The organism is uncultured Aliiroseovarius sp. (assembly GCF_947492455.1).
GTDB lineage: Bacteria > Pseudomonadota > Alphaproteobacteria > Rhodobacterales > Rhodobacteraceae > Aliiroseovarius.
In genome coordinates this window covers 252530-275080 of the sequence record NZ_CANLNB010000001.1, presented here as the reverse complement: position 1 = coordinate 275080, position 22551 = coordinate 252530, and the positions used below count along the sequence as shown (strand labels likewise).

The following is a 22551-nucleotide window of genomic DNA, read 5'->3' as shown; positions in this document are numbered from 1 at the left end:
GAAGAGCGGGCCTTGCGTCCGCTCTTTTCTTTTGGGACATCTGTCATTGTAGAAACGACAGGATGACCCATGGCTCTTTCAGACATTCAAACCCGCATCGCCAAGGAAGAGGCGCGCATGGGCCGCACCCCGGGGTCGGCACAGCTGATTGCCGTGTCCAAGGTTCAACCGTTGGAGCGCGTGATCGCGGTGTTGGAAGAAGGCCACCGCGTCTTCGGTGAAAACAAGGTGCAAGAGGCCGCTGGCAAGTGGCCCGAACTGAAGGAAAAATTCGACGGGGTTGAGCTGCACCTGATCGGCCCGCTTCAGACGAATAAGACACGGCAGGCCATTGGGCTGTTCGACGTGATCCATTCCGTCGACCGCCCCAAACTGGCCCGTGCCATCGCGCGTATCGCGGAAGAAGAAGGCCACTGCCCTCGTTTGTTTATTCAGGTGAATACGGGGGAAGAGGATCAGAAAGCCGGCGTTCTGCCCGGCGATCTGGACGAACTGGTTGCCCTGTGCCGCGAATTGAAACTGCCCGTGGAAGGGCTGATGTGCATCCCGCCCTCGGATGAAGAGCCCAGCCTGCATTTCGCGCTTCTGGCTAAGCTGGCGAAGAAACATGGCTTTGACGGGCTGTCGATGGGGATGAGCGGCGATTTCGAACGCGCGATTGCGCAGGGCGCGACCTATGTCCGGGTTGGTTCGGCGATTTTTGGCGAGCGCGACTATGGTTAAGGGGCTTTGCCCCTCGAGCCTGCGGCTCTCACCCCAGGATATTTTTGGCAAGAAAATGCGTTCAGCGGACGATGATCCGGCTGTGATTGGTCCAGCGGTCTAGGATCCAGCGCAGGTCTTTCGGCGCGAAGGCCAAGCACCCCGCCGTTGGGTGACGCGGTTTGCGCCAGTGATGCACGAAAATGGCCGAGCCTTTACCGGGCGTGGCGTCGGGATAGTTCCAATCGCTGAACAGCACCACGTCATAAAGCGGCGCGGTCATGCGCATTTTCTCGTGGCTTGGCGCGTAATTTTGCGCGCGCAACCCGTGATTATAGGCCGGATCTGTGGGATCGTCGGACCAGATATCCATCGGGCCAATGGCGTTCAGGTCGAACAGCGTGTCAGGATGGGCCAGACGGTCCGCACGGAAGCTACCGCCCACCAGACGCCAGACGCCGCGCGGGGTTGCCCCGTCGCCTTCGCGCTTGTCATCGGTCATACCGCCGCGCCCGATCGCCACGGGAAAGCGTCGCCCCATGAACCGCGCGCCCCAGCGGGTGACGGTCATGTCATGGCGGCGCGGAAGGGTCACAGCAGGTGCCCGGATTTTGCGGCTTTCGTCGCCAAATAGGCCGCATTATGCGCGCCTTCGCCGACTTTCAGGGGCACCCGTTCGGCCACTTTGATGCCGTTGTCTTCCATCATCGCCACTTTGCGCGGGTTGTTGGTCATGAGTTTGACCTGAGAGAATCCCATGGATTTCAGGATTTCGGACCCGATGCGGAAGTCACGTTCGTCGTCTTCAAAGCCAAGGCGGTGGTTGGCCTCGACCGTGTCAAACCCTTGATCTTGCAAGGAATAGGCGCGCATCTTGTTGGCCAGACCAATGCCGCGACCCTCTTGGTTCAGGTAAAGCAGTACGCCCGCGCCGTTTTCGCCCATCGCCGCCAACGCCGCATTCAACTGCGGGCCGCAATCGCATTTCAGGCTGCCCAGAACGTCGCCCGTGAAGCAGGCGGAATGCAGGCGCGCCAGCACCGGTTCGTCGCGCGCGGGACGGCCGATTTCGACGGCGTAATGCTCCTCCCCGCCATCTTCTGGGCGGAAGATGTGCAGCCGTCCGGCCTCGGACACTTGCATGGGTAGACGGGCGTGGACCACAGGCGCCAGATGCAAATCGCGGAGCGTTTCTGGGTTCAGATGCACGGACGTCAGGCCATGCATCTGGGTCAGCTCATTGGCATCCAGCGTTTCAACCACCAAGGCCGAGGGCAAAAGCTGCGCCGATTTGCACAGCGCGATCGCATGTGCTTCCAGCGCGTCATCGCCGCCGCGACAGGTGCGGAACGGGCCTTTCATCGGGTGCGACAGGTCATCCGCCGGGTCCGCGACCGAGGCGATCCAGCGGGTATCCGCGTCTGATGGCAGTTCGATCCGGGCCACACGGTCGGAATAGGCGCGGGCCTTCAGTGTTTCTGCCCGGCGCGGCGTGATCGCCAGAACGGCGTCCCCCAAGGCGCGCAGATCGTCCAACCGGCCCGCCGACAGGGTCTCGGCCGCAGCCGCGATCACAGCGCGACCATCCAGCCGCAACACGACTGGCACCCCCATGCGCAGATCGGCACGGGCGCGGGCAAGAAGCTCGGTCTGGTTTGGGGCAAGCGTCATGGGCATCCTTTCCCGCCCTAGATAGGTGGTTCTGTCACCATATGAAACATTTCCCGGCGAATTGACACGAGGCCGTGAGAGTTTTGTTGCATATCTTGTCATTTCCGTGCGCGCCCACAAATCTGACAGCAACAGGATGAAGGAGGGCGCCATGTCCACGTTGAAAAAGATTTTGCTGGTAGATGACGACGAGGATCTGCGCGACGCCTTGGCCGAACAGCTGCTGATGACCGAGGATTTCGATGTTTTCGAAGCCGGAAACGGGGCCGAGGCGATCACCAAGTCCAAGGAAGCGCTGTATGATCTGGTGATCCTTGACGTGGGCCTGCCGGACACGGATGGGCGCGAGCTGTGCCGCGTGATGCGCAAGCAGGGTGTGAAATGCCCGATCCTGATGCTGACCGGTCATGACACCGACGCGGACACCATTCTGGGTCTGGATGCGGGTGCCAATGACTATGTGTCGAAACCCTTCAAATTCCCGGTGCTTCTGGCCCGCATCCGCGCCCAGCTGCGCCAGCATGAACAGTCCGAAGACGCCGTATTCCAGCTTGGGCCGTATACGTTCAAGCCGTCGGTGAAGATGCTGGTGACCGAGGACGACCGCAAAGTTCGCCTGACCGAGAAAGAGACGAACATCCTGAAGTTCCTCTATCGCTCGAACGATGGCGTCGTCGCCCGCGACGTGCTGCTGCACGAGGTCTGGGGCTATAACGCGGGCGTCACCACCCACACGCTGGAAACTCACATCTATCGGTTGCGCCAAAAGATCGAGCCCGATCCCTCGAACGCGCGGTTGTTGGTGACGGAAAGCGGTGGCTATCGCCTGAACGCCTAAGGTTCCCTCGTACTCGGGGTTACGAGTACGCTTCCCTCCCTGAAGACTGGCCGGGCCCGCGTGGCCCGGTTTTTTCATGCGGCACAGGGACAAACGAAAAACGGGCGCAAGGTTCCCCCTACGCCCGATTATGCTGAACTGGATTTGGATCAGAACAGAATTGACGTCTTCAGTGAGATCACTTTCAGCGTCTTGTCATAGCGGTTCGGCGTGACGTTCGACATTTCGTCATAGATCAGTTCGAACCGGGTGGTGCCGAAGCCGGTTTGGGTCTGAGCGCCCACGCCTACTGTGAAGCCTTTAGCGCGGCTGTCTACAAAGGTGGTCGGTCCGTCTTCTGCAAAACCGGAAGCGGTGGCGAAGCCGCCCATAGCCAAGAACTCGAGGTTGTCGTTCACTGGTACGCCCACGAAGCCACGGACGCGTACGATGCTGTCGACGTCACACCAGTCAGGCGAACGGCTGGTGCAGGAGGGCTGTCCGTTACTATAGGACATCGCTCCGCCAGTCAGGAAGTCGAACGAACCTTCGACGCCAGCCGACCAGCCGTTCTGAAGTTCGAAGCTATAGCCAGCAACCACACCAAGCGTGAGGCTATTACCTTCTGTCTCAACAAAGTTCCCTCTGCCGCTATTGAACGACGATCCACCGATCGAACCACCGTAGTAGAAGCCTTCTTCTGCCGAAGCTGCGCTTGCGCCAAGCAAGGATGCGCTCAGTGCAAGTGCTGCACAAATCTTGGTTTTCATTGTAATACCCTTCCTAATCCCACATTTGGTTAATGCGGCCTTTGTGTCGCAAGGTCAACGTCGCACACCGGTACGTTGTAAGCAGTTGCCCCAAAGTCACTAAAAGCTGTGTTTTGGCAGAGGGTTGGCCGTCTTATCCATATTTATGAGCAACGACCTGTTTTCTATGTGTTGAAAAGGCTGCCTACGCCATATGCCAGCCCTGCCGCCGCGCCACCGATCAGCAGTGTCTCAAAGGCTGACCGCCACCACGGGCTGAGGGACCAGTGGCTTTTTAAGGCGCCGATGGCGAAGAAGCTGGCCATGGTCATCCATGCTGAGTAGGTGAACGCGTTTTCGAGATTCAGGATAAAGGGCAGCAGGGGCACCATGCCCGCCACCAGGAAGGCCAGAAAGGTGGTAGTGGCGGATCGCAGTGGATTAGGGTCTATTCCGCCCAGCCCGTATTCGCCTTCCATCATCATGGCGATCCAGTTTTCTTTGTCCTTGGTGATGGCGTCTGTTGCCTCGTCCAGGATGCGGTCAGACAGGCCTTTCTGGGCCAGGATCTCGCGCACCTCGCGCCACTCGCCTTCGGGATTACGGGCGATGTGTTCCTCTTCGATCTTTCGGATGCGCTGGAAATTGTCCTGTTCCGCTTTAGTCCCGGAATAGGCCGCCGCGGCCATCGAGAACCCGTCGGCCAGTACGTTCGCCAGCCCTAAAATGACAATGATGAACGGGGACAGCCCGGCCCCCGCAACGCCCGCGACGATGGCAAATGTGGTCACCGCACCGTCAATCGCACCATAGACGGCATCCTTCAATACCCCACGTCCGGGTGGGGCCCCGATGCGGGCTGTGATTTCCTGTGGGCTGTGTCCGTGATCTGACATGTGCGATCTCCTTCACATCAGTGTGAAGGAGAGGGCGATGCGGCGCCTTAAGGCAGATCAAGGGATTACTAGTCCTCTGGCCGCACGGCCTGATCCCCCATCAAATACCGCGGCCCCGCGCCCTTATCCGCTGCTACATCGTCGGGGTTGTACAGTGCACAGCGGTCCAGAGACAGACAGCCGCAACCAATGCAGCCGTCCAGCTTGTCACGCAGGCGGGTTAGAGCCTGTATCTGTTCGTCCAGTTCCGCGCGGAAGTCCTGCGAGATCTCGGTCCAGTCCTTGGCAGTCGGCGTGCGGCTTTGGGGCAGGCGCCCCAGAACCTCGCGGATGCGGTCCAGCGTGAAACCAAATTTCTGCGCGATCATCACAAAGCTCAGGCGGCGGATGTCTGACCTCAAGAATCGTCTCTGACCGCCCGCATTGCGTTCGGGCGCGACCAGTCCTTGGGTCTCGTAGTACCGGATTGCGGATACGGCCAACCCGGTGCGGTTTGCCAATGTGCCGATCGAAATCTCGTTCCTGCGTTGCATGTGAAACCCCCGAAAGAAAAAGCTTGAGCTAAAGTTAACTTTAGGAATTATCAACCGAGTCGCACCAAAGATCAAGGAGGCCAAAATGGCAAATCTAGAGCATGTGAATGTGACCGTAAGCGACCCCAAAGCAACCGCCGCCTGGCTGGGCGCAGTGTTTGGCTGGACCACCCGCTGGGAGGGCGACGCGATATCGGGCGGATACACCGCGCATGTGGGCGATAAGGGGTCATATGTGGCTCTATACACGCCCAACATGGCGATGAAGGACCCGCAACATTCCTACACCACCCGTGCAAGTTTGAACCATGTGGGGGTTGTTGTGGACGATATTGATGCGGTCGAAGCACGGGTGAAAGCAGCCGGATTCACCCCGCACAACCACGCGGATTACGAGCCGGGAAAACGGTTTTATTTCGATGACCATGACGGTGTCGAATGGGAAGTGGTAACCTACAGCTAAAGAAGGGGGGCGGGATGAAACTCGCCCCTGTTCACTTTTTGATCCGTCCTTTATGGTCGCCCCAAACGCGCGTTCACCGGAGGACACCATGAGCTTCACCCTTGCCACCTGGAACATCAACTCGGTCCGTCTGCGGGAACCGATTGTGCTAAAGCTGCTCGAGGAAGAAGCGCCGGATGTGCTGTGCCTTCAGGAGTGCAAAAGCCCGGTGGAAAAGATCCCGCTCGAGGGGTTCAAGGCGCTGGGGTACACCCACATGGTGGCGCGCGGGCAGAAGGGTTACAATGGCGTCGCAATCCTGTCGCGCATCCCGATGGTCGAGACCGAGAGCTTTGATTTTGCCGATCTGGGCCACGCCCGTCACATCGCCGGGCAGCTGGAAAACGGCGTGACGGTTCACAACTTCTATGTCCCTGCGGGCGGCGATGTGCCGGATCGCGAGGTGAACGAGAAGTTTGGCCAAAAGCTCGACTACCTCACCGACATGCGCGACCATTTCGGGCGCGAGAAGCCGCAGAAGTCGATCCTTGTGGGCGATCTGAACATCGCCCCGCGCGAAGACGATGTCTGGTCGCACAAGCAGCTTTTGAAGGTGGTCAGCCATACGCCGATCGAGGTCGAGGCGCTGGGCGACGTACAGGATGCCGCCGGTTGGGTCGACATCACACGTCAGGACATCCCCGAAGGGCAGCTTTACAGCTGGTGGTCCTATCGTGCCCGCGACTGGAACGCCGCCGATAAGGGGCGCCGACTGGACCACGTCTGGGCCACGCCCGATATTTCCAACGCAGGCCACGGTTCGCGGGTGATGCGCGACGCGCGCGGATGGGAGAAGCCCTCGGATCACGCGCCGGTCTTCGCGACGTTTGACCTTTAAAACCACCCTCACCCGCGCCATATAAGCGGTAAACCTATTTAACGGAGCCAAAGCCATGGAATTCGGAATGGACGGCGCGTCTGCGGGCGTGGAACTGATCAAAGATGTGGGCGAAGCGACCTTCATGCAGGACGTGATCGAAGCCTCGCAAGAGGTGCCGGTGATCGTCGATTTCTGGGCGCCGTGGTGCGGCCCGTGCAAAACGCTCGGCCCGGCTTTGGAAGCCGCTGTGACCGAGGCTGGCGGCAAAGTGCGCATGGCCAAGGTGAATGTGGATGAAAACCAGATGATCGCAGGCCAGATGCGCGTGCAGTCGATCCCGACCGTTTATGCGTTCTTTCAAGGCCAGCCTGTGGATGGCTTCCAAGGCGCAGTGCCGCCCAGCGAGATCAAGGAGTTCGTCAACCGTGTCGCAGCCCTTGGCGGTGACGGTGGTCTGGCGGATGCCATTGCCGCCGCGGACGAAATGCTGGAAGCGGGCGAGGTTCAGGACGCCGCCCAGACCTATGCCGCGATCCTTGAAGAAGACCCGAACTCGGGCCCGGCCTATGCCGGTCTGGCCCGCACGCACCTTGCTGTTGGCAATGCCGACGACGCCGAAGCGACCCTGAATGGCGCCCCGGCCGAGATCTCGGACGCGCCGGATCTTGAAGCCGTGCGCGCCCAGATCGAACTGGCCCGTCAGGCCGCAAGCGCCGGCCCTGTTGCCGAGCTGCGCGCCGCTGTCGACGCCAACCCCGACGATCACCAGTCGCGCTTTGATCTGGCCGTTGCGATGAACGCTGATGGCGATGTGCAAGGCGCCGTGGACGAGCTTTTGGAGCTTTTCCGCCGGGATAGAGACTGGAACGACGCCGCCGCCAAGCAGCAGCTCTTCACCATTTTCGACGCTCTGGACGCCAAGGACCCGATCGCTCTGACCGGTCGTCGCAAGCTGTCGTCGATGATCTTTGTGTGAATGGGAAAGTCGCGCTAGACTGCTGTCATGATTTCACCAGCTGATCTGCCGGATACCCTTCCGATCTTCCCTTTGCCGGGCGCGCTGCTGTTGCCGCGTGGCCGGCTTCCCCTGCATGTGTTTGAACCGCGCTATCTTGCGATGGTCGACGATGTGCTGAAGACGCCCGGGCGGTTGCTTGGGATGATCCAGCCCATTGGCGAAGAATGCGGCGAGGATACGCGGCTGCACAGCATCGGCTGCGCGGGGCGGATCACAAGCTTCACGGAAACCGATGACGGGCGCTATATGATCACGCTGACTGGCGTGTCGCGCTTTCGTCTTGGGCAGGTCGAGACCGGCTTTACCCCCTATCTGAAAGCGCAGATGGGGTGGGACAGCTTCGATCGCGATCTTGGCCAGCCCGAACATGACCGAAGCTTGAACCGCGAGGAATTTTTGGCGCTGCTGACCCGCTATTTCAATCTGCAGGAATTGCAGACCGATTGGGAAAGCCTTGAATCGGCCGAGGACGAGTTGTTGATAAACGCCCTGTCCATGCTGTGCCCCTTTGCACCTGAAGACAAGCAGGCGTTGCTCGAGGCACCATCGCTGCCGACACGTCGTGAAACCCTTGTAACGCTTATGGAATTTGCTCTGCGAACAGGCACGGGCGAGGAGAAAGTTCAATGACCACCCCAGCTGAAACCAAGTTTGATCGTCGCATGATCGAGGCTCTGGTTTGCCCCGTGACCCAGACGCAGCTGACCTATGATGCGGACAAGCAAGAGCTTCTGTCGAAAGCCGCCAATCTGGCCTTCCCGATTCGTGGCGGCATCCCGGTGATGTTGGTGGATGAGGCGCGCAAGATCGAAGAGTGACGCGCGGGGCTAAACGCCCGCGAAAGACCCCATTCGGGTGCCAAATCTGCGATGTCAGGAAGGTCTGGAGCGGGCGGCGGGAATCGAACCCGCGTCATTAGCTTGGAAGGCTAAGGTCTTACCACTACACAACGCCCGCTCAGTAAAAACAGGACATATTTCATGCGCTTCTGGGCGTCAAGAGCGTGAGGTGATGGATTTTTTCGACTTCACTCGAAAGCAGAGTGTCACGTATAAAAATTGCCAATACTCGCCATAATAGACAAAATTAATAAAACGCCACTATAAAGGGTAATGTGACTGAACCCTATAGAGACGAACCTGGCTGGCTTTGTGCGGGCTTGCTCTCATTAACAAAACGAAAACTGAAATGGCTCCTAAATTTGGCACCAGTGGCCTGCGCGGCTTGACCACTGAATTGACCGTGACCCTTGTGCAAGATTACACGCGCGCCTTTTTGGAGGCCTGTCCACACGGTGGCGCATTATTCTTAGGGCGTGATCTCCGCCCGTCTTCTCCGTCTATTTCTGCCATGGTTGCCGCTGCAGCCCAGGCACAGGGCGTGCCTGTTATCGATTGTGGCGCACTGCCCACCCCAGCTTTGGCGCTGGCTGCTCTGAACGCGGGCAACGCCGCCATCATGATCACCGGAAGCCACATCCCCGCGGACAGAAACGGCATAAAATTCTACGTACCGACTGGCGAAATTTCGAAAGAAGATGAACAAAGCATTCAGGCAAATCTGGGCCGAAGCAGTCTTGGTCTTTCAGCGCCAATCATCAGCGATGAAACCGCGCGCACACACTATGTGGCGCGCTATACAAACGGATTTGGGCCTGATGCTCTGACCGGGTTGCGGATTGGTGTTTATCAGCACAGCTCGGTGGCCCGTGACATCATGTGTGAAGTGGTCAGTGCTTTGGGCGGAGAGGCGGTGCCACTGGCGCGGTCCAGCACGTTTATCCCCGTCGATACCGAGGCTTTGGACCCGAACACCCGCACCCTGTTGGCTGGCTGGTGTGCTGAGCATGATCTGGACGCGGTGATTTCAACCGATGGCGATGCGGACCGTCCTATGGTTGCGGACGCGGATGGTGCCGTCGTGCCGGGCGACCTTTTGGGAATGTTGACCGCGCAAATACTGGGTGCTCGGATAATTTGTACGCCTGTCTCATCAAATTCAGGGGTGCAAGAGATGGACGGGTTTGCGACCGTTCGCCTGACACGCATCGGATCCCCATATGTCATCGCCGCAATGGAGGACGCCCTGAAGTCTGATCCGGATGCGCGGGTGGTTGGGTATGAAGCGAACGGAGGTTTTCTTTTGGGCTTCTCCGCCATTGGTCCGACAGGGCAGACCCTTGTGCCGCTGATGACCCGTGACTGCCTGTTACCCATGCTTGCACCGCTGGCAGCTGCCCGCGCCAAGGGTGTCACATTGTCGGAACTGGTCGCGACGCTTCCCGCGCGCTTCACTGCGGGTGACCGCTTGACCGAGGTATCAACGCAGCTCTCGCGAAACTTCATTGCGGAGCTCACTCAATCACCCCGCGCTCGTGCTTCGTTCTTTAATGGCCTCGGGGCAGAAACATCGCTGGATACAACGGATGGTCTGCGCATGTCTTTTGAGGAAGGTCTGGTTGTCCATTTTCGCCCGTCCGGCAATGCGCCAGAGTTCCGCTGCTATGCCGAAGCACCGACATCCCACCAAGCTCGGGAACTGGTCGCGCGGAGTCTGGAGAATGTCCGACAAAGGCTAGGGTAAACGAAACGCAGGGGCGCTCATGCAGTCCAGGTTGATTTTGGCGTTAGGAACGCCATCGGCTGACCTAAGCGCCGGGAGCGAAATGTAACGACCATCAAATGGTCAGAGGTGAGACAAGGTGGAACTGAGATGACGATCTTGGTGATCGGCTACCCGGGGGCATTTTTCAATTGGGGGGTAGGTGCCCTTAGGTCTCTTATCGCATCCCACATGCGGGTGACGCATAGCCATATAGACCTACAGGATTTTTCCGGCACGTTCGGCGATGCGGAAGGGTGTCACGTTGTATCAACCAACTTTCCAAACCCGCTGCTCGCCAACTATTGTGCGCGCGCATCCATCCCCATAGTGGGCTTTTTTGAAGAGCCTGTCTGTTCGCTTGGACGTGATCAAGAGGAACTACCACAAGAAGCGCTTGCGGATTTGCGGGCGATTTCGGCCAGTGTGGCCCTTTGTGCTGACCTCGTCAAAACTGAAAATACGTTGATCGTGGATAGAAATCGCTTCGCGTATGGGCACGATATTGTCCGGAAACTGCAGGGCTTTGTTCAGGAAGCTTGCGGTATAGCTGAATGCGGTGAAGACCTGTTAAAGGAATTGGGGCAAGGTCTTCCCAAGGCGCATCAAAGCGAAGGGGAACGTGTCGAAAATCGGCCGTATACCGAGCTTTTTGGTCGCCCGAAAAGTGGCAAGCCAACCGCAGGATATGAATGGGATTATCCTCTCTTCATGTTTGGAGAGATAAATGAACCCGTTGGAAGCATGTGGTTGGACCTGACCGGGCCCGCCCGAACTTTGTACTACGGCCCCTATTTTCACATCCCCCAAGGGTCGTATGAGTTCAGGATCGCAATGCAGTTTTCAGAGGATGCCATCGGTTTACCGTTGACCCTCGAAGTCGTGAACAAGAACGTAATCGGTCGGGGGAAGGTGGCTGCTGCGACAGCCGGAAAGTTTGCCGCCAATTTGGTGGTGGATGTAGCATATCCACAAGAACCAATCGAGGTCCGAATTAAGAGCGATGAAGGTGCGATCTTCGGGCATGTCGGACTTCTCAACGTCAGTGTGTCGCGACGTCCGGCATAGGCCTAGAACCAGCGTGCACCTCGGCCATGTACTTGCTGCGCAACTTAAAGTAACCATAGGTAGATAAAACTGTTCACGGTACCCGTCTGGGGAATTCAGCAGAGGCACACATGACGCATGTAATGATTGATGGCTTCAATCTGGGACTCGAAAAGGGAACTGGGGTTGCAACCTATGCAAGAAATCTAAGCTACTGCACACGAAATTTGAACTACAAGACCAGCGTCCTTTATGACACGAAGAACGGGCCCAAAAATAACTTGCTGCTTCAGGAAGTGTTTTTCTTTGACCCGGATATTGAAGAGGCGGGTAAGTGGACGCTTGCTCAGCGGTTTCTGACCGAAAGCCTAAGCTCTTTCTTTCCAACGACTGCCAAACCTATTGAAATCGCAGGGAACGTTGTCTCGAACCATTACAAATCGAGAATGCCGTACTTCGACGAAATTGTGAGCAGCCCGGATATTTTCGGCAAGGCGCACCGTCATTTTTGGAAGACGCTCAGCATCCACCCGATGCGGCTGGCCGTAAAAACACCATCAACGCCCGATATTGCCCACTGGACTTATCCGCTTCCAATGTACACGCCGGGTGCGAAGAACATCTACACGCTCCACGACCTTGTGCCACTTCGACTGCCTTTTACGACACTTGATAAGAAAGCGGCATACTACAAGCTATGCAAGATGATCGCCAAGAAGGCCGATCACATCGTGACTGTCTCTGAAACGTCAAGAAAAGACATCATTAACCTTCTCGGGGTGTCAGAAGAAAAGGTGACAAACACCTATCAAGCCGTTGATATTCCTGAAAAGTACAGCTCTAAGTCAGCGGATGTAGTTCGCCGAGAGGTAAAGGGCAGCTTCAACCTCGATTACAAAGAGTACTTCATGTTCTTCGGCGCAATTGAACCGAAGAAAAATGTTGGGCGCCTGATTGAAGCCTATTTGACCTCGAATGTTGATACGCCGCTTGTTCTTGTGGGAAAGCTGGCCTGGAAATCTGCGCAAGAAATGAAGCTGATCAATGACGAGGCCACATCCTATCTGGAGCAGGTCGGCACAGGGTTCTATCGGCGCAAGCGGATCATTCATATCGACTATGCGCCATTCCCAATTCTTGTGAGCTTGATCATGGGGGCGAAAGCGATCTGTTTCCCCTCGCTATACGAGGGGTTCGGCCTGCCCGTTCTGGAGGCAATGAAGCTTGGCACACCGGTCTTGACCTCGAATGGTGGTTCGCTGCCAGAGGTTGTGGGCGAGGCGGCGCTTGTGGTGGATCCATATGATACGCGGCAGATGGCAGAGGGTATCCGCGAGCTGAATAGCAACGCAGACCTTAGAAACAGGCTTTCTGATCTGGGACGAAAGCAAGCTGATCTGTTTTCGATGAAGGCCTATGAAAAGCGTATGGGGGATCTTTACCGCCGCCTTCAGGCTTGAATTGCAAAGGACCCACTTGCTGGGGAAAGACGTGCGCATGGCAGACCGTGTATCCCCACTTTCTTCGAAAGGACTTCTAGCTCAGTACTCTCTTGCGGGACGTGTGTTTGGTGGCCTGAGATAGAAGTCGAACACCCGCAGTTGCCATTCCGAACGAAAACATTGCTGCAACACATGCGTCGAGGGGGAGAGGTCCAATCGATGGCCTGATATCAAAGGATATCAAAACATACTGTATTGTCACGGAAAACGCGATTAGCAGTCGAGCTTCGGTTGCTCCTAGGCCCCCATATCCAATCAATGCGATCCGATTTCTCCGCGCTAGGTTCAATGACGCCAGTTGGAAGAACAGGTATGCGCCGGCCAGCCCCAACCCTGACCCCATATTCAGATAGGGCGATGCGCCAAGCGATACAAAGAGGAGTACGAAGCAGATCGTATCAGCGGCACGGTCGATCCAGAAGCCTAGTATCGGGCGCTGCCTGTTTCTGAGGCGTGCCAAAGCGCCATCACTTGAATCGCCAATCCAGTTCAGAAGAAGCCCGCAGATTAAAAGCACAAGTCCCCAAATCACGTCACCCTTCTTGACCATGCCATAAGACGCCAATCCCGCCCCAACGAGCGAAAGCAGGGTCATCATGTCGGGTGTTACCCACCTCGGCAACGCGCGAACCATCCGGGGAACAATCCAGGATTCCGCCTTGCCAAAATAGTTGATCTGAAACCGCTTCATGTCTGTCGTAAGAAACTTTCTAAATTGCGCGCGAGATACTTAACTGACCTATAGGTCTATTCCCTTTAGTCCTCCAGAAGTTGCGCTATCTTTTTGACATCCTGCGCATGGTCTTTGGGGAGCACCAGCACTGCCTCATTTGTGGAGATGATGATCGCATCGGACATTCCATGCACGATCGTTTTCCTGCCTTCTGAATGAACGAAGCAGCCCTGTGATCCAGAAAAATGCGCGGATCCAACATGTGCGTTCTCATCGCTATCCTTGGGCAAGGTTTCCCAAACTGCGTCCCAGGCCCCGACATCCGACCAAGCAAACCGGCCCTCGACAACCGCGCAGTTTTCTAGTTTTTCAATGATTGCATAGTCGATAGAAATCGTGGGAGCTTTTTGGAAGCTAGATTGGTTGAGTTCCCATATGCCAGGCTCACATTCCGAGGATTGTTCGAGCGCGGCTTGGGCTGCGGCAAGGATGTCTGGGGCGAAACTGCGGAATGCCTCAACCATGATGTCTGCACGGAAAAGAAAGTTCCCCGAATTCCAAAGGTAGCCGTCCCTGAAGAACTCGATTGCCTTTTGGGGGTTGGGCTTTTCGACAAATTTGTCGACCATATACACCCGCTCCGATCCATTCAGTGGAAGCCCCGGGCTGATGTACCCGTAACAGGTTTTCGGTTCGGAAGGGCGCAAGCCAAAAACAACGACAGAGCCACTTTCCGCGGCGGCGCATCCTGCCCGGACCGTGGCGTTGAATTCCAGATTGTCCTGCACCACGTGATCTGCGGCGAGGGTTAAAACCAGCGATTTCGGGTCATGACGCTGTGCAGACAGAGCCGCCACAGCGACGGCCGCCGCACTATCACGTCTTGCCGTTTCGGCGATTAGCGTCCCCTTCACGCCCACGGCTTGTTGCTGCTGTTTGGCGGTCTCAATATGTGCCGCGCTTGTAATGGTGATCGGTGGATTATACAGCCCGGGGACTGTTACGCGCGCCAGCGTGTCTTGAAATGTAGACGTATCCCCAAGCAAAGGGCGGAACTGCTTGGGGTAGGCCGGCGTCGAAAGTGGCCAAAGACGCGTACCCGATCCACCGGCTAATATTACGGGCTGAACCAAGGGGGAGAGCATGTTTCGCGAGCCTTTATGGAATGGCATTTCTTTAGAAATGCTTATGATAGGTCAGCACATCCAGAGCGTCTTCAAGTTCGTAAATCGCGCTTATGATGTGATACAAAGAGCTGGCAGGGGCCTTGGCATCAAGCGTATGACCGTTGGGATCAATCCGATCGATCCAAGAGCCGTTCTCTTTTGCATTCAGGAATGCGAAGACGGCTTGGAGTGCGCTATTAATATCGCTCATGAAGTCGTGTTGACCCGAAATGGACGGCTCTTGGGCAAAAAGGATGGCGGCCTTAAGCCATTCGGTCTGAGACCAAAGCCGAGCGGTCGGATCAATGACGGTGGCATCCTGTCCAACGGACATCATGACCAACCCGTGTTGGGATGTCCCATGTATCCGCCCGAACTGATACTGGCGTAGCGCGGCTTTCTTTGCCCAAGGATTGTTGCAGCGGTTCGCCCACCGAACAAGCAGCCAAGCCCATTCAAACTGATGTCCCGGCTCGACAATTTTTCCCTTGGCGCCCGCTGCAGGCGTCCAATCCAAATTGAAATACTCGCCCAATGTCCCCTGACTGGGGTCAATCATACGTCTTATGGCGAGTGTGCCGATTTCGTCCGAGAGATCCAGCCAAACGGAATTGTCGTTTGCAATTCCCTCCCACGCGAGCGCAGCCTCAAACAGATGCATGTGCGGATTGGCTTCCATAAAACCCCCCGCAGCGGGCCCCGACAGATATCCCCCGTGAGGATTCGCGTATTTGGCTTTGATTGCCTTAAGCAATGAAACAGCTTCAGCTTCAAAGAGGGCCTTTTGCGCGGGTTGAAACTGCGCCATCTGGGCGAACATCAATAGCACGAAGGACTGATTATATAGGTCGAACTGTGGGTCAGTCAGGACACCTTCAGCATTCACGATATTCCCAAAAGTTCCATCAGAACGGCGGTATCGGGACATGAACCAGTCGAAACTGCCGGTGATCAATTCAGGTGACATACCACGCCAGCCACGCAGCCATGCGGATGTAAATGCAAAGATCTGCCGGGGTTGAACCCGCGCGCGGTTGTCGGCCAGCGCGCGCGGCTGATCATCTTCGCACAAACCTTCGATAAAGCGGCATTCATCGGCGCAGAAACCCCGCTCAGCCCAGAGCGGAAGCGCTTTTTTGTGGAGCCATGTGCTTAGATCGTTCGACATCGCAATGAGCGCGCGGTCTTCTTGACTGAAAAGATCGCGGGCGAGTGCGCTACCAACAGGGTGTTGCTGAAAACGATCTGTAAGGTCTGTAAACTGAAACATGATAGGTACGCCATGATCTCTTATAACGGGATTATACTACATACAGTACAATCATGAGTATACATATATTGGCGTGCTTCCAATCTGCAATTCACAAATTATTCGACGCCTAATCAAAGGAGTAAAATAGCGCCGTTAACAAAAGATTGAGCGATGCTGGAAAAGATCAGCGAACCGGCGAACTGATGTGAGTTTGAAAGAAAGCTGGTCTCTGTCACTCTCTGACTGAGTGCTCGCGAAGGCCGGAAATCATCAGCCAGGCAACCAAGTACAGCAAACTCGACCACCCCAGAACAGTTAGGGTAATCGCAAGCCGCTTTGGTTCGGTCGACTTGTCCGGCAGGTTTGGTGACACGAAGTGCTCTAGGAAGACTTTTTGCCTTTGTGCCTCTGACAGGGCCGCGGAATACGATGCGACAACAACGGCGAGCCGCTTGAGAGCGAGTTCATGCTGTAGTTTTAAACGCTCGAATTCTGAAATGCTTTCTGTGTATCCGGTCTCTTCACTTGAGTATTCGGATTTGATTTGCTCGATCCTGTCCGCGATCACCTCGGATCTGTTCAGCAGCCACGGAAGATTGGGGCTGTTTGGCGCGGCTTTGCGAAGGTTCTGAATCTGTGTTTCGACCTCGGACAGTTCGGAGTTCAGTTCCGCCAACAAAGACCCGAATAATGACACGCTTTGGGTGGGGTCCAGTGTCAGTTCGCCTTGCTGAAACAAAGCCACTGCAAACTGGCTGTTCGAGAGTTCCTCTTCGCTTCTTTTAAGTTCAGAGCGCGCGGTGGTCAGGGTGCTTTCCACAATGCGTTCATTGATCTCGTTTATCTTCGTTTCAGACAGAGAGATGAGATTGGCGGCCAGTTCTTGTGCAAACTCTGGAGAAAAGGCCTCGACTCGCAAGATCAGAACCCCGGTGTAGGTGTCCACGGTGATGCTGATCCTGTTTTGGAAGTACTGATAAAACTCTTCGCTCGACTCGCCATAGAGAACGGAAGGCCAGGCAGATAGGAAGTCTGCTCCTGACCCTTGATAGTGCTCCCGGACCGGGATGCGTTGCTCAAGATCCTCAAGGGCCGCGCGCGAGGCGATGTATGCTTTCACGATGCTGGAGTTATCCGCACTAGAGCTAAGCCCCGCCGACCGGAGAAAGGAATTGAGCCCGCCAAACTGTTGGTTCGAGGTGGATTGACGGACCACAAACTGGGCTTCGGACACATACCGGGGGGTCGAGAACCCAAAGAAATAGATCGCCGAAATTGCGACTGGAAAAACGATGCCGATCAGAACACCCAAGTTCCTGCGGGCAAACCGGAAGACTGGAAAGGTTACTGCCATGTGTCGCCCCTTAAGACTTAAGCACCCAAAGGCATCGGTTACAGCGTTTCATAAATTCTTGCAGCAAGATCAACGTCTTGGAAAACACGACCCCGCCCCCCTTTCAGAACCAAAGCCGAGGTGCAATGCTCGCGCACAAAGCCGGGATCATGTATGGCAATGATCATCGCGCTGTCCTTCCTTTGTTCAAAAAGCATGTGGTTACACCGCTTTTGAAAACTCTGGTCACCGACCGCCAGAACTTCGTCGATCAAGATGCAATCGAAGTTAATCGCGAACGAAAGCGCAAATGCCAGCCTGGCTCTCATGCCGGTCGAATAGTACCTCATTGGGGTGAAAATCTGCTGTCCGATATCTGCGAATTCTCGCACGTATTCGAAAGTTTCGCCGAACGGGGCGCCGTAGATCCGAAGAATAAACCGGGCGTAATCATACCCTGTCATTTCTCCCTGAACGGCGCCGTCGATCGCGATCGGCCAGGACATTGATAATCCGCGCGTGATCTGGCCCGAGGTGGGCTTCTGCAACCCGCACAGAATGCTGATCAGGGTGGATTTCCCAGCCCCATTCCGGCCCAGAATGGCGATCCTTTCGCCTTTCTGAACGGTAAACGATATGTCGTCCAATACGCGCCGGGTTCCGATCTCGGTGTGAAATTCCTTTACAATGTTTTGGACGCGGATCTCGGGCGCCTCAGCTTGCACAGGGACGGGTTTGGTCCGCGACAGCATTTTTGCCTCATCTGCCATGATGCATCCTCGAATCCCGAATGAAGACACGCAGAAGAGAGAACACGCACAGGGATGTTACGAGGATCACCAGCGACCACAGCACCCTCAGCGGTTTCTGGGCATAGTCGGGCAGAACCGGATCGTAGATCCGTTCGATGAACACCCGTTGCTCAAGCTCCGAGAACCTTGCCTCGTCCAAGCCTTGGACCGCGGCGATATAGATCTGGTTCGCGATCTCTCGGCGCGCTGCGAGCCGCTCGAACTCCATGAGTGCAGGTGTCAATTCACCCTGCGGCCCGGCCAAATCTTGGCGTTCTTGCTGAATCTGATTCTCGATCGTAGCCAGTTGTGACTGCAGCAACGCAATGTGTTCGCTTTCCGGTGCCACGCGCAAAAGGTACTCTAGCTCGCTGCGAAGTTTGGCGCGCTTTGCGATCAGCTCTGCAATTGTTGCCGAGATCGCCATCGAGACTTCCACGGGGCTGAGCATGTTCTCGCGTTCGTGAAATGCGATCATCAGTGCTTCGATTTCGGTCAGAGTTCCTTGGGCCTGACTTAATCTCTGCTCGCTTAGCTCAACGGCACTGTGCGTCATTCTATCGTTAATGCCGTTGATCAGCTCTTCTGCGACTTGGATTTGAACTTCCAGAATTCTTGCAGCGTCTTCGGGGCGAAACGCCGTGGCCTGTAGGGTTGTAATGGTGGTCGCGGGATCGAATTCCACGTCCGTCATGCGCAGGTAATATCTGTGAAGATCAATTCGTGTGTGCGCATTTCCAAGGGGGTCAAATCTGGCGAGGGCGTCCGCTTCGTCCCGATTGAACACCGCTTCAAGATCGACCTGCTCGTCGACTTTCTCCATCCCCGCCATGGACGAGATATAGGCGGACACAATGTGGGAATCGCTGTTTCCAAATCCGATCCCCGCGCCTGTCGCCGCAGGCAATGCCGCGCTTTGACCATCCAACAGTGCGGAAATATCCCCGAACGACTGCTGCTCTGCATATTTCACCACAAACGCAGCCTTTGACGTGAACTGATCAGCGGCAATGAAAAAGAAATAGAACACTGCACAAAACGTGGGGGCGATCACCACGAGAAGGAAGCCGAACCATCCGTCCAAATCGGACCAGCGACGCAGGCGTTTCACCCCGCCATAGTTCTCGGTCCCGGTATCATCACTTGCTGTCGGTTCAAGTGGCTCAAGCAACAGGATTTTGTTTTCGTGAACACCCGGAAGCTTGGTCTGTTCCTTCAATGGCGGGTGGCCAACATACATGTCGCTTTCCTTGAGTGTGTAATGCTCTATAAACCTAAGGTAGTTAACAATTGCTATCAATGCACGCAAATTGAGAATTTGCTGAAGTAAGTGTCCGCGGGGGCTGGTTTCAGGCCTAAACCTATCGGTAGGGGATCATGAAAGACGGGAAATTCAACATCACCCCATCCAAAAGCCATCGCGCATTGGGGCTTTTGTTTGATCGTTTGCGCATCCAGAAGAATGTGATCGCGGCCCTGATGATCCGCGAGGTGGTTTCCCGATACGGACGCGGGAATCTTGGCTTTCTATGGCTGCTTCTTGAACCGCTGGCGCTGGTTACCGGAGTGATCTTGATCTGGGGGCTGTCGCAAGCGGACGGCAAGAATGGCTTGCCGATTATCACCTTCGTCATCAGCGGCTACATGCCTCTGACGCTTTGGCGGCATGTCAGTTCATATCCGCGTTTGATGTCCAATAACTTTGGGCTTCTGTACCACCGACAAACATCGGTTTTCGACATCATCATCGCGCGTACATTGACCGAGCTCGCAGGTGTCACAGCAGCCAGTTTGATCGTGTATTTCTTTGTCCTAACGTTGGGCTTCGCCGCGCCAATCGCCAATCCAACATCTCTTGTGTTGGGGTGGGTGTTGATGACGTGGTTTGGCTTCAGCTTCGGATGTTTGGCGGCTGGCCTTTCAGAGAGGTCGGAAGCGGTATCAAGCCTGATCCAGCCCTTCCAATATCTGCTTCTACCGATCTCTGGCTGCTTTTATCTGGTATCGTGGCTCTCGGTCGAGTTGCGTCATCTGGCGCTGCTTATCCCGCTTCCACATATGTATGAAATGATACGAGAGGGATTCTTTGGATCCGAGATCACCGCGCACTACTCGGTCCCTTATGTGATTATATGGTGCATCGTCATGAATGCTCTGGGGATCTGGAGCATGCTGTCTTCGCGCGAGAGATTGTCGTTCAGATAGACGCCTTATCCGGCAGCGCGCGAAGAAGGCGGTCCAATTGCGCGAAATGGTCTGTCCATTGATAGGCCGAGAAACCCTCGAGCCGTTCAATTTCAGCCATCCTGTCTGACGGCGATTGATTGGTGAGGTCCTGAATGGCGGATATCCATCCCTCTATGTCATCATAAGGGACATAGCGTGGATGCTCCCCGCCAAGTTCGCGAAAAACGGCCAAGTCCGAGCAAATGACCGGCACCCGCTTGTCCAGCGCCTCGACCAGCGGCAGGCCATATCCCTCGACAAATGAAGGAAACAGAACACCGGTTGCTTGTTGAAGCATCTTCTCGATGGTTTCGTCGCTGGCGCCTGTGATGTGAACGATATGATCTTTCAAAGCATCGTCTTGGTTCAGAGTGTTCAGTATTTTGGACCCCGACCACCCGAGCTTCCCCACAATGAACAGCTTGGGGACCTGCTTTCCATCCGCTTCTGCCAGCATCCGTTTCCAGGCCTCAATCAGAAGCAGGTGGTTTTTTCTGGGCTCAACGGTCCCGATGATCATGAAGTACGGGGTCGTCGAATTGCGGGGAACGGGTTTATGTCCTGCGCTTGGACTGATCCCCAAAGGAAGCGTTTCAATCTGCGGAACAGGGATGTTTTTTGACGTGCAATGTTCTGACAGCTTGTGCTTCGTATCTTCTGAGTTCGCCAGGATCAGTGCACCACACTGCAAGATACGCTCCAAATAGACCTTGTACTTTCGCTGCGATTTTTTCCGAACATACTCGGGGTGCGACAAGGGAATAATGTCGTGTAACAGGAAAACGGGCTTGGTTTCTGGGTGCTTCAAAAGCCAACTGGCCACCCACGGAGTGGGGAGACGCCAGCCCGATACGGAAAGGTAAATCTCGGTGCTGTTGGGTGGGGTTTGCGACAGTTTTTCCCGATGGAGAATCCCGTTTTTAGTTGCGTTACCTACTGCGGAAAACGCCGCGCGCCGCCTTTGGGCTACGTTTTTCTTCGCGTCGCCGTCGGCGCTCCAACACAGCTCGGTCGCATGGACGTAGTCCTCAATTTTTGATCGATCTATTCGGTTTAGAAAGGGGGGATATGACGTCACAAAGCTGACGTCATAGTCCGTTTGGTCCAGAAGGTGCTTGGCATAGGCCAGTTCAACGCGACTGATCCCAGTGGGCGTTTGAAACCCATTTTGTAGCAGAAACTGCGTCACATCGAACTTAATCTTCACAGCACGATTCCTAGAGCGCGCCAATGGCGGACACTTCGCTTCTGGCGGCGCTGAGGACGGCGATGAATTTCTCGAGGGCGTTGGTTCGCGCGGTGGCGACGTAAATGACGTCGCCGTCTCGCATCTGGAAGCGATTGGCCTGAAAAATAGACATGCCGGTGGTGAGGTCCACGTGATAGATTGTCGGGCGCCCACCCCGCTGATGTGAAGCCCGGCGTCCATCATGGGGCTCCATGCGGAAAACAAAAATTCCAGCCGGATCAGCTTGGCGATCCAAGAGGCCGCCAGCATTGGCGATTGCTTGCCCAAGCGAGAACACCTCGGCCCCAAATTTCACGGCAGTATTGCGACCCGCCGCCCCCAAAATCGTCAGCTCGTTCGGGTTTTCGGTCAGGAAGACATTGTCCCCTGCCTGGACGTAAATGTTTTCCGAGGGATCCTGTAGCAGCCTTGTAAACGGAATGGCCGAAGATCGACTGCCGCGCGTCAGGCGCACCTCGGTGTTCTCAACCGACGATGTTGCTGCCCCGGCGCGTGCAATGACATCCAATATCCGGTCCCCGGCGGGCGATAAAGGAAGTCTGGGTAAAGCGACGTTGTTGCCGATGATGTTGATCGACCCAGAGACGCGATTGCTGACACTGACCACGACCTGCGGATTGATCGCCCGGCCTGTCAGTTGCTGGACGACCTGATCTTCAAGCTGTGCGGGTGTGTACCCGTTTGCCCGGATGCGCCCGGCAAATGGAACCGTGATTTTCCCATCCTGCCCGACGACTTGCCCGGGAATCATGGTTCGCCCACCAGTTGTGGTTCCGCCATCGGCTGTGGTCGTTGACGTGGCAAACAAACCGCCCGGTCCGGCTTCCCAGATGGTTAGGGAAACCGTGTCGCCGATGCCGATACCCATCGACGCGTCTTTGCGATCTTGCCCAAATGCTGCACGCAAGGACGGGCTTGCGCGGCGTTCTTCGATCTCAAGTATGGTTTCAGTCACCCGAACAACGTCGTAGCCTTTGACGGCAGTGCTCTCCGCGCTTGAAGG

24 protein-coding genes and 1 tRNA gene are annotated in these 22551 nt (G+C 55.9%); 11 read left to right on the top strand and 14 right to left on the bottom strand.

The features are described 5' to 3' along the window. Positions 1–69 precede the first annotated feature (69 nt). Positions 70–723: a YggS family pyridoxal phosphate-dependent enzyme gene (locus tag Q0677_RS01400; RefSeq protein ID WP_298905223.1), complete on the top strand. Its 654-nt coding sequence runs from the start codon at positions 70–72 to the stop codon at positions 721–723. Positions 724–784: 61 nt separating this feature from the next. Here Q0677_RS01400 and Q0677_RS01395 read toward each other — a convergent pair whose 3' ends face one another. Together Q0677_RS01395 and ribA are read right to left on the bottom strand one after the other, a co-directional pair. Then, entirely contained in the window at positions 785–1273 is a 489-nt protein-coding gene (locus Q0677_RS01395) for a L,D-transpeptidase family protein (RefSeq protein WP_298905769.1), read from the bottom strand. Positions 1274–1293: 20 nt separating this feature from the next. Beyond that, positions 1294–2373, bottom strand: coding sequence for a GTP cyclohydrolase II (gene ribA / locus Q0677_RS01390; RefSeq protein WP_298905222.1), 1080 nt, complete (start codon positions 2371–2373; stop codon positions 1294–1296). Positions 2374–2524: 151 nt separating this feature from the next. Between ribA and Q0677_RS01385 the strand changes: the two genes are divergently transcribed. Beyond that, positions 2525–3211, top strand: a complete 687-nt coding sequence (locus tag Q0677_RS01385; protein WP_133485480.1) for a response regulator transcription factor — start codon at positions 2525–2527, stop codon at positions 3209–3211. 149 nt (positions 3212–3360) lie between these two features. On the opposite strand, the gene Q0677_RS01380 is transcribed toward Q0677_RS01385, so the two are convergent. The 3 genes from Q0677_RS01380 to soxR all read right to left on the bottom strand — a co-directional run bounded on the left by Q0677_RS01380 (position 3361) and on the right by soxR (position 5368). Beyond that, complete coding sequence (locus Q0677_RS01380; RefSeq protein WP_298905221.1) at positions 3361–3960, bottom strand: outer membrane beta-barrel protein; 600 nt, start codon at positions 3958–3960, stop codon at positions 3361–3363. A 164-nt stretch (positions 3961–4124) separates the two neighbouring features. Beyond that, the gene (locus Q0677_RS01375) at positions 4125–4835 is read right to left on the bottom strand and encodes a VIT1/CCC1 transporter family protein (RefSeq protein ID WP_298905220.1); all 711 of its coding nucleotides are present in this window, start codon (positions 4833–4835) and stop codon (positions 4125–4127) included. 68 nt (positions 4836–4903) lie between these two features. Further along, positions 4904–5368: a redox-sensitive transcriptional activator SoxR gene (gene soxR, locus Q0677_RS01370; RefSeq protein WP_298905219.1), complete on the bottom strand. Its 465-nt coding sequence runs from the start codon at positions 5366–5368 to the stop codon at positions 4904–4906. A gap of 85 nt (positions 5369–5453) precedes the next feature. Here soxR and Q0677_RS01365 point away from each other — a divergent pair, with 85 nt between their 5' ends. From Q0677_RS01365 to Q0677_RS01345, 5 genes are all read left to right on the top strand, one after another. Then, a complete protein-coding gene (locus tag Q0677_RS01365; RefSeq protein ID WP_298905218.1) occupies positions 5454–5831 on the top strand; it encodes a VOC family protein in 378 nt (125 codons plus the stop codon). Positions 5832–5919: 88 nt separating this feature from the next. Then, entirely contained in the window at positions 5920–6708 is a 789-nt protein-coding gene (locus Q0677_RS01360; RefSeq protein WP_298905217.1) for an exodeoxyribonuclease III, read from the top strand. 55 nt (positions 6709–6763) lie between these two features. After that, positions 6764–7666 (top strand): thioredoxin, encoded by a 903-nt coding sequence (gene trxA / locus Q0677_RS01355; protein WP_298905216.1) that lies wholly within the window; start codon positions 6764–6766, stop codon positions 7664–7666. Positions 7667–7693: 27 nt separating this feature from the next. Beyond that, on the top strand, positions 7694–8338 hold the full coding sequence (locus tag Q0677_RS01350; RefSeq protein WP_298905215.1) for an LON peptidase substrate-binding domain-containing protein: 645 nt from the start codon (positions 7694–7696) through the stop codon (positions 8336–8338). Further along, complete coding sequence (locus Q0677_RS01345) at positions 8335–8526, top strand: Trm112 family protein (protein WP_133485500.1); 192 nt, start codon at positions 8335–8337, stop codon at positions 8524–8526. Before Q0677_RS01350 ends, Q0677_RS01345 begins: the two co-directional genes overlap by 4 nt. A gap of 65 nt (positions 8527–8591) precedes the next feature. Here Q0677_RS01345 and Q0677_RS01340 read toward each other — a convergent pair. Further along, positions 8592–8665, bottom strand: a tRNA-Gly gene (locus tag Q0677_RS01340). Between the two features lie 231 nt (positions 8666–8896). Between Q0677_RS01340 and Q0677_RS01335 the strand changes: the two genes are divergently transcribed. The 3 genes from Q0677_RS01335 to Q0677_RS01325 all read left to right on the top strand — a co-directional run bounded on the left by Q0677_RS01335 (position 8897) and on the right by Q0677_RS01325 (position 12816). Further along, positions 8897–10291 (top strand): phosphomannomutase, encoded by a 1395-nt coding sequence (locus Q0677_RS01335; protein WP_298905767.1) that lies wholly within the window; start codon positions 8897–8899, stop codon positions 10289–10291. A 129-nt stretch (positions 10292–10420) separates the two neighbouring features. Beyond that, positions 10421–11377 (top strand): hypothetical protein, encoded by a 957-nt coding sequence (locus Q0677_RS01330; protein WP_298905214.1) that lies wholly within the window; start codon positions 10421–10423, stop codon positions 11375–11377. 122 nt (positions 11378–11499) lie between these two features. Beyond that, positions 11500–12816 carry a glycosyltransferase family 1 protein gene (locus Q0677_RS01325; protein WP_298905213.1) on the top strand — a complete coding sequence of 439 codons (1317 nt, stop codon included), beginning with the start codon at positions 11500–11502 and terminating at the stop codon, positions 12814–12816. Between the two features lie 76 nt (positions 12817–12892). Here the strand turns inward: Q0677_RS01325 and Q0677_RS01320 are convergent, their stop codons facing one another. The 6 genes from Q0677_RS01320 to Q0677_RS01295 all read right to left on the bottom strand — a co-directional run bounded on the left by Q0677_RS01320 (position 12893) and on the right by Q0677_RS01295 (position 19313). Continuing rightward, positions 12893–13549, bottom strand: coding sequence for a CDP-alcohol phosphatidyltransferase family protein (locus tag Q0677_RS01320; protein ID WP_298905212.1), 657 nt, complete (start codon positions 13547–13549; stop codon positions 12893–12895). 65 nt (positions 13550–13614) lie between these two features. Further along, a complete protein-coding gene (locus Q0677_RS01315) occupies positions 13615–14676 on the bottom strand; it encodes a mannose-1-phosphate guanylyltransferase (protein WP_298905211.1) in 1062 nt (353 codons plus the stop codon). Between the two features lie 31 nt (positions 14677–14707). Continuing rightward, the gene (locus Q0677_RS01310; RefSeq protein ID WP_298905209.1) at positions 14708–15967 is read right to left on the bottom strand and encodes an AGE family epimerase/isomerase; all 1260 of its coding nucleotides are present in this window, start codon (positions 15965–15967) and stop codon (positions 14708–14710) included. A 214-nt stretch (positions 15968–16181) separates the two neighbouring features. After that, a complete protein-coding gene (locus tag Q0677_RS01305; protein ID WP_298905207.1) occupies positions 16182–17303 on the bottom strand; it encodes a hypothetical protein in 1122 nt (373 codons plus the stop codon). Positions 17304–17341: 38 nt separating this feature from the next. Then, positions 17342–18034, bottom strand: a complete 693-nt coding sequence (locus Q0677_RS15075; protein ID WP_366940943.1) for an ABC transporter ATP-binding protein — start codon at positions 18032–18034, stop codon at positions 17342–17344. A 7-nt stretch (positions 18035–18041) separates the two neighbouring features. Then, on the bottom strand, positions 18042–19313 hold the full coding sequence (locus Q0677_RS01295) for a hypothetical protein (RefSeq protein WP_298905203.1): 1272 nt from the start codon (positions 19311–19313) through the stop codon (positions 18042–18044). Between the two features lie 137 nt (positions 19314–19450). Here Q0677_RS01295 and Q0677_RS01290 point away from each other — a divergent pair, with 137 nt between their 5' ends. Beyond that, entirely contained in the window at positions 19451–20278 is an 828-nt protein-coding gene (locus tag Q0677_RS01290) for an ABC transporter permease (protein WP_298905202.1), read from the top strand. Here the strand turns inward: Q0677_RS01290 and Q0677_RS01285 are convergent. Together Q0677_RS01285 and Q0677_RS01280 are read right to left on the bottom strand one after the other, a co-directional pair. Next, positions 20271–21506, bottom strand: a complete 1236-nt coding sequence (locus Q0677_RS01285) for a glycosyltransferase family 1 protein (RefSeq protein ID WP_298905201.1) — start codon at positions 21504–21506, stop codon at positions 20271–20273. The two genes, Q0677_RS01290 and Q0677_RS01285, sit on opposite strands and share 8 nt — an antisense overlap. Positions 21507–21516: 10 nt before the next feature. Beyond that, complete coding sequence (locus Q0677_RS01280; protein ID WP_298905200.1) at positions 21517–22416, bottom strand: polysaccharide biosynthesis/export family protein; 900 nt, start codon at positions 22414–22416, stop codon at positions 21517–21519. Positions 22417–22551 lie beyond the last annotated feature (135 nt).

What these genes read in the sequence shown, in the direction of transcription:
- Q0677_RS01400 (WP_298905223.1), top strand. Translation starts at nt 70, where the DNA reads ATGGCTCTTTCAGACATTCAAACCCGCATCGCCAAGGAAGAGGCGCGC.
- Q0677_RS01395 (WP_298905769.1), bottom strand. Translation starts at nt 1,273, where the DNA reads ATGACCGTCACCCGCTGGGGCGCGCGGTTCATGGGGCGACGCTTTCCC.
- ribA (WP_298905222.1), bottom strand. Translation starts at nt 2,373, where the DNA reads ATGACGCTTGCCCCAAACCAGACCGAGCTTCTTGCCCGCGCCCGTGCC.
- Q0677_RS01385 (WP_133485480.1), top strand. Translation starts at nt 2,525, where the DNA reads ATGTCCACGTTGAAAAAGATTTTGCTGGTAGATGACGACGAGGATCTG.
- Q0677_RS01380 (WP_298905221.1), bottom strand. Translation starts at nt 3,960, where the DNA reads ATGAAAACCAAGATTTGTGCAGCACTTGCACTGAGCGCATCCTTGCTT.
- Q0677_RS01375 (WP_298905220.1), bottom strand. Translation starts at nt 4,835, where the DNA reads ATGTCAGATCACGGACACAGCCCACAGGAAATCACAGCCCGCATCGGG.
- soxR (WP_298905219.1), bottom strand. Translation starts at nt 5,368, where the DNA reads ATGCAACGCAGGAACGAGATTTCGATCGGCACATTGGCAAACCGCACC.
- Q0677_RS01365 (WP_298905218.1), top strand. Translation starts at nt 5,454, where the DNA reads ATGGCAAATCTAGAGCATGTGAATGTGACCGTAAGCGACCCCAAAGCA.
- Q0677_RS01360 (WP_298905217.1), top strand. Translation starts at nt 5,920, where the DNA reads ATGAGCTTCACCCTTGCCACCTGGAACATCAACTCGGTCCGTCTGCGG.
- trxA (WP_298905216.1), top strand. Translation starts at nt 6,764, where the DNA reads ATGGAATTCGGAATGGACGGCGCGTCTGCGGGCGTGGAACTGATCAAA.
- Q0677_RS01350 (WP_298905215.1), top strand. Translation starts at nt 7,694, where the DNA reads ATGATTTCACCAGCTGATCTGCCGGATACCCTTCCGATCTTCCCTTTG.
- Q0677_RS01345 (WP_133485500.1), top strand. Translation starts at nt 8,335, where the DNA reads ATGACCACCCCAGCTGAAACCAAGTTTGATCGTCGCATGATCGAGGCT.
- Q0677_RS01335 (WP_298905767.1), top strand. Translation starts at nt 8,897, where the DNA reads ATGGCTCCTAAATTTGGCACCAGTGGCCTGCGCGGCTTGACCACTGAA.
- Q0677_RS01330 (WP_298905214.1), top strand. Translation starts at nt 10,421, where the DNA reads ATGACGATCTTGGTGATCGGCTACCCGGGGGCATTTTTCAATTGGGGG.
- Q0677_RS01325 (WP_298905213.1), top strand. Translation starts at nt 11,500, where the DNA reads ATGATTGATGGCTTCAATCTGGGACTCGAAAAGGGAACTGGGGTTGCA.
- Q0677_RS01320 (WP_298905212.1), bottom strand. Translation starts at nt 13,549, where the DNA reads ATGAAGCGGTTTCAGATCAACTATTTTGGCAAGGCGGAATCCTGGATT.
- Q0677_RS01315 (WP_298905211.1), bottom strand. Translation starts at nt 14,676, where the DNA reads ATGCTCTCCCCCTTGGTTCAGCCCGTAATATTAGCCGGTGGATCGGGT.
- Q0677_RS01310 (WP_298905209.1), bottom strand. Translation starts at nt 15,967, where the DNA reads ATGTTTCAGTTTACAGACCTTACAGATCGTTTTCAGCAACACCCTGTT.
- Q0677_RS01305 (WP_298905207.1), bottom strand. Translation starts at nt 17,303, where the DNA reads ATGGCAGTAACCTTTCCAGTCTTCCGGTTTGCCCGCAGGAACTTGGGT.
- Q0677_RS15075 (WP_366940943.1), bottom strand. Translation starts at nt 18,034, where the DNA reads ATGCTGTCGCGGACCAAACCCGTCCCTGTGCAAGCTGAGGCGCCCGAG.
- Q0677_RS01295 (WP_298905203.1), bottom strand. Translation starts at nt 19,313, where the DNA reads ATGTATGTTGGCCACCCGCCATTGAAGGAACAGACCAAGCTTCCGGGT.
- Q0677_RS01290 (WP_298905202.1), top strand. Translation starts at nt 19,451, where the DNA reads ATGAAAGACGGGAAATTCAACATCACCCCATCCAAAAGCCATCGCGCA.
- Q0677_RS01280 (WP_298905200.1), bottom strand. Translation starts at nt 22,416, where the DNA reads ATGGGTATCGGCATCGGCGACACGGTTTCCCTAACCATCTGGGAAGCC.